The 11,432-nt window shown below is 71.4% G+C and carries 11 protein-coding genes; 2 read left to right on the top strand and 9 right to left on the bottom strand.

The window, feature by feature from the left end; translation table 11 throughout:
* Positions 1 to 670 precede the first annotated feature (670 nt).
* From rdgB to ACIBFB_RS15800, 6 genes are all read right to left on the bottom strand, one after another.
* The gene (gene rdgB, locus ACIBFB_RS15825; protein WP_397230579.1) at positions 671 to 1,276 is read right to left on the bottom strand and encodes an RdgB/HAM1 family non-canonical purine NTP pyrophosphatase; all 606 of its coding nucleotides are present in this window, start codon (positions 1,274 to 1,276) and stop codon (positions 671 to 673) included.
* An 86-nt stretch (positions 1,277 to 1,362) separates the two neighbouring features.
* Positions 1,363 to 2,082 (bottom strand): ribonuclease PH, encoded by a 720-nt coding sequence (gene rph / locus ACIBFB_RS15820; protein ID WP_397230577.1) that lies wholly within the window; start codon positions 2,080 to 2,082, stop codon positions 1,363 to 1,365.
* A gap of 162 nt (positions 2,083 to 2,244) precedes the next feature.
* Positions 2,245 to 2,997, bottom strand: a complete 753-nt coding sequence (locus ACIBFB_RS15815) for an MBL fold metallo-hydrolase (RefSeq protein WP_397230575.1) — start codon at positions 2,995 to 2,997, stop codon at positions 2,245 to 2,247.
* A 352-nt stretch (positions 2,998 to 3,349) separates the two neighbouring features.
* Complete coding sequence (locus ACIBFB_RS15810; RefSeq protein ID WP_397230573.1) at positions 3,350 to 4,297, bottom strand: PLP-dependent cysteine synthase family protein; 948 nt, start codon at positions 4,295 to 4,297, stop codon at positions 3,350 to 3,352.
* Positions 4,298 to 4,304: 7 nt separating this feature from the next.
* The gene (locus ACIBFB_RS15805) at positions 4,305 to 4,583 is read right to left on the bottom strand and encodes a MoaD/ThiS family protein (RefSeq protein ID WP_397230571.1); all 279 of its coding nucleotides are present in this window, start codon (positions 4,581 to 4,583) and stop codon (positions 4,305 to 4,307) included.
* A gap of 93 nt (positions 4,584 to 4,676) precedes the next feature.
* The gene (locus ACIBFB_RS15800) at positions 4,677 to 5,102 is read right to left on the bottom strand and encodes a Mov34/MPN/PAD-1 family protein (protein ID WP_397230569.1); all 426 of its coding nucleotides are present in this window, start codon (positions 5,100 to 5,102) and stop codon (positions 4,677 to 4,679) included.
* 133 nt (positions 5,103 to 5,235) lie between these two features.
* On the opposite strand from ACIBFB_RS15800, the gene ACIBFB_RS15795 reads away from it, so the two are divergent.
* On the top strand, positions 5,236 to 6,540 hold the full coding sequence (locus tag ACIBFB_RS15795) for a nicotinate phosphoribosyltransferase (RefSeq protein WP_397230567.1): 1,305 nt from the start codon (positions 5,236 to 5,238) through the stop codon (positions 6,538 to 6,540).
* Positions 6,541 to 6,570: 30 nt separating this feature from the next.
* Positions 6,571 to 7,143 (top strand): nicotinamidase, encoded by a 573-nt coding sequence (locus ACIBFB_RS15790; RefSeq protein ID WP_397230565.1) that lies wholly within the window; start codon positions 6,571 to 6,573, stop codon positions 7,141 to 7,143.
* A gap of 39 nt (positions 7,144 to 7,182) precedes the next feature.
* On the opposite strand, the gene ACIBFB_RS15785 is transcribed toward ACIBFB_RS15790, so the two are convergent.
* The 3 genes from ACIBFB_RS15785 to ACIBFB_RS15775 all read right to left on the bottom strand — a co-directional run bounded on the left by ACIBFB_RS15785 (position 7,183) and on the right by ACIBFB_RS15775 (position 11,232).
* Complete coding sequence (locus ACIBFB_RS15785; protein ID WP_397230563.1) at positions 7,183 to 8,190, bottom strand: tryptophan--tRNA ligase; 1,008 nt, start codon at positions 8,188 to 8,190, stop codon at positions 7,183 to 7,185.
* A 115-nt stretch (positions 8,191 to 8,305) separates the two neighbouring features.
* On the bottom strand, positions 8,306 to 9,379 hold the full coding sequence (locus ACIBFB_RS15780) for a zinc metalloprotease (protein WP_397230626.1): 1,074 nt from the start codon (positions 9,377 to 9,379) through the stop codon (positions 8,306 to 8,308).
* Between the two features lie 131 nt (positions 9,380 to 9,510).
* The gene (locus ACIBFB_RS15775) at positions 9,511 to 11,232 is read right to left on the bottom strand and encodes a DEAD/DEAH box helicase (protein WP_397230561.1); all 1,722 of its coding nucleotides are present in this window, start codon (positions 11,230 to 11,232) and stop codon (positions 9,511 to 9,513) included.
* Positions 11,233 to 11,432 lie beyond the last annotated feature (200 nt).

Here is an 11,432-nt window from a genome sequence, read left to right as displayed (position 1 = left end):
GGTGGATCGTGTGTCCGGTCGCTCTTCCGTGGAAGGCGTCTGCGTTTCCGCTTTGTTGTGTCTTTACTTTATCAGGTGTTCCGTGCCCCGCCAAACCGGCGGTTTCGGATCAACCGAACGGGGTAAAGCGTCCGTTTTGCCTCCGTCACCCGCAACGGACCAAAACGTCCATTCGGATTTCTGAGGCGGCTTCCCGATCCTACCCGCACCGAGCACGTGCTCGGACCGGTGTGACTGGGAGGAGGTCTATGGATCGCGGCCCGGGTCCGAGTCGACTGACCGTCGCTCGCCGTCCCACGAAGACTTGCCGAGTCTAGACAATGGGCCCGGAAGCGTCAACTCCATCCGTTCGGTGAAGGGTAACCCTCATCTCTCGGACGTCCCACGTCGATCGTCATCCTGGCGACCGGGTCGTGGACTAGCGGCGCCTCCGGGCGAGTCGATCTCCTTCCGGAGACCGGCTGTCTGTGACCTGGACCATATCCAGGCAAGATCCATCCTCCCCCGCTCGCCCCTGGCTCAAACCCCCGGATCCCAGATTCCTCCGGAGGAACTCGTGCCCCCCGCCAGCGCGAACGCGGGGCGGCTCCGAGGCTTCCGCCCCGCGACCGCCCCGCGTGCGTTCGTCCCCGCCGCTCCCCGGCACCGGTGGCGCGCGGGAGCGGCGCGCTCAGATCATCTCGGCGAGCTCCCGGGCGATCGTGCGGAACGCGATGCCGCGATGGCTGATCGCGTTCTTCTCCCGCGCGGACATCTCAGCCGTGGTCCTCGTGTGCCCCTCGGGGACGAACACCGGGTCGTAGCCGAACCCGTTCTCCCCCCGGCGCTCCCGCAGGAGTCGGCCACGCAGGACCCCCTCGGCCACGATCTCCACACCGTCCGGCATGACCAGCGCCGCCGCGCACACGAACTGCGCGCCCCGGCGTTCGGCCGGGGTGTCGGCGAGCTGGTCGAGCACCAGGTCGAGGTTGGCTCCGTCGCGGTCCTCGACGCCGAACCGCCCCGACCAGCGTGCCGACAGCACGCCGGGCATCCCCTGGAGTTCGTCGACGCTCAGGCCGGAGTCGTCCGCCACCGCGGGAAGCCCCGTGTGCGCGGCGATCGCCCGGGCCTTGAGCAGCGCGTTGCCCATGAACGTCGGCTCGGTCTCGGGGACGTCCGGAGCGTCGGGGAAGGAGTCGAGCGCGAGGACCTGTGCCTCCACGCCCGCCTCGGCCAGGATGTCCCGCATCTCCGGGACCTTCTTGGCGTTGCGGGTGGCCAGTACGAGTCGCACCCGTCCACCTCCTCCCGGGACTTCGCCGATCCGCCTGCCCACGCGCCCGCGCACCGGGCCCGTGGAGTCCGCCGTGTTCGCCGCGGTCACTCCGCCAGCGCCTTCTTCTGGATCGCGGTCAGCTCCTCGCAGCCGCTGACGGCGAGGTCGAGCAGGGAGTCGAGGAGTTCCCGGTCGAAGGGGGCGCCCTCGGCGGTGCCCTGCACCTCGACGAACTTGCCCTCGCCGGTCACGACGACGTTCATGTCGGTCTGGGCGACCGAGTCCTCCAGGTAGTTGAGGTCCAGCCGGGGCTGGCCCTGCACCACGCCGACGCTCACCGCGGCGAGCGAACCGGTGAGCGGGTTGTTCTTCAGCTTGCGGCGCTTGCGCAGCCACTTCATCGCGTCGGCCAGGGCCACGTAGGCACCGGTGATCGCCGCGGTCCGGGTGCCGCCGTCGGCCTGGAGCACGTCGCAGTCCAGGGTGATGGTGTGCTCGCCCATCGCCTTGAAGTCCACGACGGCACGCAGGGAGCGGCCGATGAGGCGGGAGATCTCGTGGGTGCGGCCGCCGATCTTGCCCCGGACGGACTCACGGGCGCCCCGGGTGTCGGTGGCGCGGGGGAGCATCGCGTACTCCGCGGTGACCCACCCCTCGCCGGTGCCCCGTCGCCATCGCGGCACACCGTCCTCGACGCTGGCCGCGCACAGGACTCTGGTGTCGCCGAACTCGATGAGTGCGGAACCCTCCGCGTGGCGGAGCCAGTTGCGGGTGATGGTCACGGGTCGGAGTTGGGTCGGAACGCGTCCGTCAGGTCGAGCCATGGAAAGAAGCGTATATCCGCGGGCTGTCCTTCGGTGCGGGAGTCGCGAACTGTCCACCGCGCGGGTCGACGTGCCCTTCGCCACCTTCGCCGGCGTTCGTCCGCGGGCCGCGTGCCGACCGCGGCCGGGTTCCGTCTCCGTGCCCCCGGTGCTCCGGTCCCGTCAGGCCCCGACGATGTGGGTCTCGCCGCTGCGCGCCAGCCCGATCGGCCCGTCGTAGGTGGACCGCGCCTCGGTGAGCGTCACCTCGTCGTCGTTCCACGGCACGAGGTGGGTCAGAAGCAGCTTGCGCGCGCGGGCCCGGCTCGCGTGCTCGCCCGCCTCGCTCCCCGTGAGGTGCATGTCCTTGGGGTGTTCCCGGTGGTCCTGGAAGGCCGCCTCGCACAGGAAGAGGTCGGTGTCGGCGGCCAGGTCGATCAGCGAGTCGCACGCCCCGGTGTCCCCGGAGTAGGCCAGGGTCCGGCCCTCGTGCTCCAGCCTGATCCCGAAGGCCTCCACGGGGTGGTTGACCTTGTCGACCCGGGCGGCGAACGGACCGATCCGGAAGTCGCCGACGGTGAGTTCGTGGAAGTCGAAGGCCTCGGTCATCCCGGGGTCGGGGTCGAGACCGTACGCCTCGGCCATCCGCAGTGCCACGCCCTGGGGGCCGTAGACGGGGATGCGGGGCTTGAGGCCGCCGGGCGGGAACATGCGCGCGACCCAGTAGGAACACAGATCGAAACAGTGGTCGGCGTGCAGGTGGCTCAGGTAGACCGCGTCCACGGAGTAGATGTCGACATGCCGCTGGAGCGCGCCCAGCGCCCCGTTGCCCATGTCGAGGAGCAGGCGGTATCCGTCCACCTCGACCAGATAGCAGGAGGCCGGGCTGTCCGGCCCGGGGAAGCTCCCCGAGGACCCGATAATCGTGAGTCGCACGTCGTCGTCGCCTTCTCGATGGGCCGCACGGCATCCGTGGCGCCCCCGTCGTCCGTGGCGACGCTGGGCGCGGATGGCGGCTGGTTCTGCGGATGTCCCGTTGTTACGGGTGTACCCCAATGCCCGGCCAGGTGGTACAAAATGTGGCCTGCATCTCAGGCGACGTGCGTCACGTGTGAATTTTTCACACGACCTGACCATTGGTGTCCGGTTCGGTCACCGCACAGGTGCCGTCGGCACCGGGGGCTGCGGCACCCGCCGGACGCACCGAGGGCCGGCGCCCCGTGCGGTGCGCCGGCCCTCCCGGCCAGGGCGGACCGACCGCCGCCAGCGCGGTCGCGTCCCCCGGGCCTCAGGCCCAGAGCTGGCCCTCCAGCCGCTCCTCGGCCTCGTCGAGCGTCCCCTCGTAGGCCCCGGTGGACAGGTACTTCCACCCGGCGTCGGCGATGACGAACACGATGTCCGCGCGCTCCCCCGCCTGTTCGGCCTTGCGCGCCACCCCCAGGGCCGCGTGCAGGGCGCCGCCGGTGGAGATGCCCGCGAAGATGCCCTCCAGGTCGAGGAGCTCCCGGGTCCGTTTGAGCGCCGCGTCCGAGGGGACCGAGAAGCGCGTGGTCAGCACCTGCTCGTCGTACAGCTCGGGGACGAACCCCTCGTCCAGGTTGCGCAGGCCGTAGACCAGTTCTCCGTAACGCGGTTCGGCCGCGACGATCCGCACGTCCGGCTTGTTCTCCCGCAGGTACCGTCCCACCCCCATGAGGGTGCCGGTGGTGCCCAGTCCCGCCACGAAGTGGGTGATCTCCGGCAGGTCCGCGAGGATCTCGGGCCCGGTGGTCTCGTAGTGGGCCCGGGCGTTGGCCGGGTTCCCGTACTGGTAGAGCATCACCCAGTCCGGGTTGGCCCTCGCCATCTCCTTGGCGACGCGCACGGCCTCGTTGGACCCGCCCGCCGCGTCGGAGTAGTGGACCTCGGCGCCCCACATGCTCAGCAGCTGCTTGCGCTCGGCGGAGGTGTTCTCCGGCATGACACAGACCATGCGGTAGCCGCGCAGCTTCGCGACCATGGCCAGGGAGATGCCGGTGTTCCCCGACGTCGGCTCCAGGATGGTGCAGCCCGGCGAGAGCAGCCCGTCCTTCTCGGCCTGCTCGATCATGAAGAACGCGGCGCGGTCCTTGATCGAGCCGGTGGGGTTGCGGTCTTCCAGCTTCGCCCACAGCCGGACGTCCGGCGAGGGCGACAGGCGGGGCAGGCCGACGAGCGGCGTGCCGCCGAGGGAGTCGAGCAGGGAGTCGTAGCGCATGACCGGCCTAGCGGCTGCCGCCGGCCACGGCCGGCAGGACGGTCACGTTGTCGCCGTCGGAGAGCTTGGCCTCCAGTCCGCCGACGAAACGGACGTCCTCGTCGTTGAGGTAGACGTTGATGAAGCGGCGCAGCTTGCCGCCGTCCACCAGGCGCTCACCGATGCCGGGAAAACGGCTGTCCAGGTCCTGGAAGAGCGCGCCGAGGGTGTCGCCCGAGCCCTCGACGACCTTGGCGTCGTCGGTCAGGTTGCGGAGGATGGTGGGGATGCGGACCTCGATGGCCATGAAGGTGTCTCCGTTAGCGGTCGTTGTTGTGCGTTCATTCCCAACAGGGGCCCGGCCGCTCCCATTCCGGTCGGCCGCCCCGCTGGTACGGCCCTACTGGCCGCCCTGGTCGCCGCCGGTGATCTCCACCGGCTCCTCGGTGACCTCGCCGTCGACGATCCGGTAGGAACGGAACTCGACGGTGTCCGGCTCGCGCGTGGACACGAGCACGTAGTGGGCGCCGGGCTCGGATGCGTAGGAGATGTCGGTGCGCGAGGGGTAGGCCTCGGTGGCGGTGTGCGAGTGGTAGACCACGACGGGTTCCTCGTCGTTGTCGTCCATCTCACGCCAGACCTTCAGTTGTTCGAGCGAGTCGAAGCGGTAGAAGGTCGGGGACCGCTCGGCGTTGATCATCTCAATGAACCGCTCGGGGCGGTCGGAGCCCTCGGGACCGGCCACGACGCCGCACGCCTCGTCCGGGTGGTCGCGGCGGGCGTGGGCGACGATCTGGTCGTAGATCGAGCGATCAATCCTCAGCATGCGATCCAGGGTACCCACATCCTGTTCCCTACCAACCAAATGGGTATTGATGAGATGCCCCACTCCGCCGGTTGACTCGCCGCTGGTGGGGCGGCCTCAGAAGCACGGCGGCGCAAGAACTAGGCTCGTGCCCATGAGCGAGGACAGCAGCAACGGGCTGCTCACCGACCACTATGAACTGACCATGGTGCAGGGTGCCCTGCGCAGCGGGGCCGCCGGACGCCGGTCGGTGTTCGAGATGTTCGGACGCAGGCTACCGGAGGGGCGCCGGTACGGGGTCGTGGCCGGAACCGGGCGGTTCCTGGACCTGCTGGAGCGCTTCCGCTTCGGCACGGCCGAACTCGACTTCCTGTCCGACCGGGGCGTGGTGGACGAGCGGACCCTGGACTGGCTCGCGAACTACCGGTTCTCCGGGGACGTGTGGGGCTACGGCGAGGGTGAGGCCTACTTCCCCGGTTCCCCGATCCTGGTGGTGGAGGCGTCCTTCGCCGAGGCCGTCGTCCTGGAGACCCTGGCGCTCGCCGTGTTCAACCACGACAGCGCGATAGCCTCCGCCGCCTCGCGCATGGTGGTCGCCGCGGGCGAGCGACCGCTGATCGAGATGGGTTCGCGCCGCACGCACGAGCGGTCGGCGGTCGCGGCGGCCCGGGCGGCCTACATCGCCGGGTTCGCCACCTCGTCGAACCTGGAGGCGGGACGGACCTACGGGATTCCGACCGGCGGCACCGCCGCGCACGCGTTCACGCTGCTGCACGACAGCGAGCGGCAGGCCTTCCAGACGCAGCTGGAGTCGATGGGTCCGGAGACCACGCTGTTGGTCGACACCTTCGACGTGGAGCGGGCCGTGCGCACCGCCGTGGAGCTGGCCGGGCCGAAGCTGGGCGCGGTGCGCATCGACTCGGGCGACCTGGCCGCGACCGCCGGGCGGGTCCGCGCGCAGTTGGACGCACTGCGCGCCGACGAGACCCGGATCGTGGTCACCGGCGACCTGGACGAGCACTCCGTCCAGGCGCTGGCGGTGGCGCCGGTGAACGGCTACGGCGTGGGCACCGCCCTGGTCACCGGGTCGGGCGCGCCCACGGTGTCCCTCGTGTACAAGCTGGTGGCCCGGGCGCGCGACACGGCCCCGGACGCGCCCCTGGAACCGGTCGCCAAGCGGTCGGTGGGCAAGCCGAGCCGGGGCGGACGCAAGTGGGCGGTGCGCCGGTTGGACGACCGCGGGAGCGCCGTGAGCGAGGACGTGTACACCCACGAGCCGTCGGGCGGCAGGGGCACCCGCCCGCTGCTGCGCCCGCTGGTGGTCGGGGGCGAGGTGGTCGGACACGAGAGCGTGCACGAGGCGCGCCAACGGCACCGGGAGACGCTGTCCGAGCTCCCGGAGGAGGCGCTGCGGATGTCGCGCGGCGACGCGGCGCTGCCCACCGTCTTCCACCAGTGACTTAGGAACGAAGGATGTGAGGGAGCGGCGATGAAGGCACTCATCGTGGTGGACGTGCAGAACGACTTCTGCGAGGGCGGCAGCCTGGCCGTGGCGGGGGGCGCGGACACCGCCGCGGCCGTCACCGAGTACGTGCGTGCGCACGCCGACGACTACGGCGCCGTGGTCGCCACCCGCGACTGGCACGTGGATCCGGGCGCGCACTTCTCCGACGAGCCGGACTACGTGCGCACCTGGCCCAGGCACTGCGTCGCGGAGACGCCCGGGGCGGACTTCCATCCGGCGTTCGACACCGCCGGCGTGGACGCGGTCTTCAGCAAGGGCCAGTACGCGGACGGCTACAGCGGCTTCGAGGGCGTCACAGGCGACGGCACGTCCCTGGCCGACTGGCTGCGCGGGCGCGGGATCGACGAGGTCGACCTGGTGGGCATCGCCACCGACCACTGCGTCCGCGCGACCGCGTTGGACGCCGTCGCCGAGGGGTTCCGTACTCGGGTCCGGCTCGGGCTGACCGCCGGGGTGGCGCGGCCGACGGTGGACGCCGCCCTGGTGCGGCTGCGCGCGGCCGGTGTGGAGCTGGAGGGCGAGCCCCTGGTCGGCTGAGGTCCGCCCTCCGGGGGGTGCGTGCGTCTCGGCGCGCGGTCAGGCGACGCCGATGGCGGCGCGCACCTTGTCGATGGTGGCGCGGGCGCGCTTGCGGGCGCGCTCGGAGCCCTCGATCAGGACCGCGTCGATCCGCCCGGGGTCGGCCATGAGCTCCTCGTAGCGCTCCCGTTTGGGGCCGATCTCGGCGTTGACCGCCTCGAACAGCTCGTTCTTGAGCTCGCCCCAGCCCATGCCGCCCGCCTCGAGCCGTTTGCGCACGTCCTCGACGGTCTGCGCGTCGGCGAAGTGCTGGAGCAGCTGGAAGGGGACCGAGCCGTCCGGGTCCTTGGGGTCCTCGACCGGGGTGGAGTCGGTCGGGATGCGGCGGATCGCCTTCTTGAGCTTGTTCTCCGGCAGGAACAGCGGGATGTGGTTGTCGTAGGACTTGCTCATCTTGCGGCCGTCGACGCCGGGCAGGATGCTCGCCTCGCTGTCGTCGATGACGCCCTTGGGGATCGGGAAGCTGTACGCCTCGCCGAACCGGTGGTTGAAGTACCCGGCGATGTCGGCGGTGTACTCCAGGTGCTGGGTCTGGTCGCGGCCGACGGGCACGTGCGTGCCCTCCATGACGAGGATGTCGGCGGCCATGAGGATGGGGTAGTTGAACAGCCCCATGTTGATCCCGGCGTCCAGGTCGGTGACGCCCGCGGCGACGTTGCGGTCGCGGGCGGCCTTGTAGGCGTGGGCGCGGTTCATCAGGCCCTTGGGGGTGAGGGCACCGAGGATGCTGGTGAGCTCGAACGTCTCCGGCACGCGGGACTGCTGGTAGACGATGGTCCGCTCGGGGTCGAGCCCGCACGCGAGCCAGGTGGCAGCCCCCGACCGGATGCTGTGCCGGAGTTCCTCGGCGTCCGTGACGGTGTTGAGCGCGTGGTAGTCCGCGATGAAGTAGTACGTGTCGTACTCGCGGGCCGCCGCGAGGGCGGGCTTGATCGCGCCGACGTAGTTGCCCAGGTGGAAGTCACCGGTGGGCTTGATCCCGGTCAGGTAGGTGTTCGCTGCCATGCTCACAGCCTAGCGGCGCGCCTGGTCCGCCCTGGTGCACGGCCCCGCGGCCGAGGACGCGGGAACGGCCCGGTCCGGCGGGGTCTCCCCGCAGGGCCGGGCCGCGCCGGAGCCGCTACCGCAGCGAGGTGCTGACCTCGACGCGTCCGTCCGGAGCGACGGCGGCGCGGACGTCCACGGACGGTCCGCGTTCCGAGGCGGAGGGCGGGGCGGCGGCCGTGCGGGGGTCGGACTCGCCCCTTCCCTTCCCGGACCGGAACGCCATCCAGTGGTCGACCATGCGCTGGCCCTGGCCACGGGTGAAGTGGGTCATGCACGCGTCCTCGGAGTAGTTCATGAAGTTCGTGACCGGGTCGTCGCCCGGCTGCCTGCGGCAGGTGTCGCGTCCTCGGGGGCAGCCGGAGGCGGCCTCGCGCTCGAAGGCGGTGTCGTCCACGTAGTCGCCCGGGTCGTCGCACCCGTTCTGGAAGGTGTGGAACAGGCCCAGCCAGTGGCCGATCTCGTGGGTCGCGGTGTGGCCCTCGTTGAAGCGGTTCCGGTCGCCGCCGGGCAGCGTGTCGTAGGCGACCACCACGCCGTCCTGCTCCGGCGCCTGCTTCTGGTTCTGCGGGAAGGTCGAGTACCCGAGCAGCCCGGTGTCCAGTCGGGTCGTGTAGAGGTTGAGCGTCTCCGCGCCGCCCCGGTGCAGGCTCGCGCGGACCTCGTCGCGGTGGCGGCTGAAGTCGCGGAACCACGTGTCGTTCACCGTGCGGGTGATGTCGCGCAGGTGGAAGCGGAAGCCCGTGTCGGCCCCCTCGCCGCCGAAGGCGTAGCCGCCGCGGTAGGCCCGGTTGAGCACGTCGATCTGCCGCTTGACCTGCCACTCGCCGACGGCGCCGCGCCCGTCCGAGGCCGAGATGACGTGCACGACCACCGGGACCTCGCGCGTCGGCTCGGCCTGCTGGCCGCGCAGGGGCAGCATCGCCTCGCGCAGGAGCCGCTCGTACTCGGCAGCCTGCTGCGGCGTGACGTCGCCGCTCTCGGGGAACTGGGCGGCCTGGCCCGGGTTGGCCAGCCGGGCGTCGAGGGTCGAGGAGTCGCAGGAGTCGAGTCGACTCCCCGCCGCCACGGTCGTCCCCGGGCCGTCCCCGGCGTCGGCGGGCCGGTACGCGGTACCCGCCACGATCCCCGCCAGGGCGATCCCGCACACGACCATTCCGGACCACAGTGCGGCTGCGCCACCGCTAGAGCTTCGTCGAATCACCACACGGACTGTAGCGATACGAACACTCTCCGCCGATCAGCCGTGCGCGAACTTGCGAAGTGTTTGCCCGATCCCGGCTACTTCCGGCCGACCGCCCAGGTGCGGAGCTTGGCGATGCGCTCGCGGATCTGCGTCGGCGAGGCCTGGGCGACCGGCGGGCCGCCGCAGGCCCGACGCAGCTCGTTGTGGATGACGCCGTGGGGCTTGCCCGTGCGGTGGTGCCACGCGCCGACCAGTCCGCTGAGCTCGCGCCGCAGTTCGGCGACGACCTCGTGCGTGGGGCCCTCGTCGGGCTCCTTCCCGGTCGTGCGCCTGGCCTTGATCTCACTGGCCCTCAGGTCGGCGTTGCGCTTGCGCAGCAGCTGGGAGACCTGGTCGGGCTCCAGCAGACCCGGAAGCCCGAGGAAGTCCTCCTCCTCGGTGGACCCGGGCACGCTGCCGTACTCGTTGCCGTCGAAGAGCGCGCGGTCGAACTCGGCCGCGGACTCCATCGTCTCGAACGGCAGTTCCTCCCCCGCCTCGGGGGTGTCGCGCTTGCGGTTGGCCTCCTTCATGAGGTCCTCTTCCGGATACTCCTCGTCCGAGGGAGGCCGGTCCAGGACGTGGTCGCGCTCGCGTTCCATCTCGCCCGCGTACTCCAGCAGCGTGGGCACCGAGGGCAGGAACACGGAGGCGACCTCGCCGCGCTTGCGCACGCGCACGAAACGGCCGATGGCCTGCGCGAAGAACAGGGCGGTGCTGGTGGAGGTCGCGTACACGCCCACCATGAGCCTGGGGACGTCCACGCCCTCCGACACCATGCGCACCGCGACCATCCAGCGGTCGTCCCCCGCGGAGAAGCGGGAGATCTTCTTCGAGGCGGTGGGGTCGTCGGAGAGCACGACGGTCGCGCCCTTGCCGGTGATCTGACGCAGGATGCGCGCGTAGGCGCGGGCATTCTCGTGGTCGCTGGCGATGACCAGGGCGCCCGCGTCCGGGTGGGTCTTGCGGACCTCCGTCAGACGTCGGTCGGCGGCCTGCAGCACCTTCTTGATCCAGTCGCCCTTGGGGTCGAGGGCGGCGCGCCAGGCCTGGGAGAGCGCGTCCTGGGTGAGCGGCTCGCCCAGGCGCGCGGCGAGCTCGTCGCCCGCGCGGGTGCGCCAGCGCATCTCCCCGGAGTAGGCCATGAAGATGACCGGTCGCACGACCCCGTCCTCCAGGGCGGGGGCGTAGCCGTAGCTGTAGTCCCACGAGCACCGGCGCACCCCGTTCCCGTCCTGGACGTAGTCCACGAAGGGGATCGGGTTGATGTCGGAGCGGAACGGGGTTCCGGTCAGGCTGAGCCGCCGCGCGGCGGGGTCGAAGGCCTCGCGGACCGCGTCGCCCCAGGACAGCGCGTCGCCGGCGTGGTGGACCTCGTCGAAGACGACCAGCGTCTTGCGCGCCTCGGTGCGGTTGCGGTGCAGCATCGGGTGCGCGGCGACCTGCGCGTAGGTGACCGCGGCACCGATGTACTGGCGGCCCAGCGCGCCCTGGCCGTTGCGGAACTCGGGGTCGATGGGGATGCCGAAGCGGGCGGCCGACTCGGCCCACTGCTTCTTCAGGTGCTCGGTCGGGCACACGATCGTGATCGCGCGGACCGCGTGCCGCCTGAGGAGTTCGCTCGCCAGGGTGAGGGCGAAGGTCGTCTTTCCCGCGCCGGGCGTGGCCACGGCCAGGAAGTCGCGTGGTTCCCGGCGGAAGTACTCCTCGAACGCTTCCCGCTGCCAGGCGCGGAGCCCGCGCAGGCGGTCCTCCGTGGTGGTCTGCGTCACCGTCATGCGATTGGTCCCCCGTTACTCACCTGGTAGAGGTTAGCGGCCCCCGGAGACCGGTCCGGGAGCCGCTCCCGTGGGGGGGGGGGGGGGGGGGGGGCGGGGCGCCGCCCCCCCCCCGGCCCCCCGGGGGGGGGGGGGGGGGCCAGGGGGGGGGGGGGGGGGGGGGGGGGGGGGGGGGGGGGGGGGGGGGGGGGGGGGGGGGG

It is taken from the genome of Nocardiopsis sp. NPDC050513, assembly GCF_044457925.1.
Lineage (GTDB): Bacteria > Actinomycetota > Actinomycetes > Streptosporangiales > Streptosporangiaceae > Nocardiopsis.
Note: the sequence above shows the minus strand (reverse complement) of the source record. Positions and strands in the feature narration are given on the sequence as shown.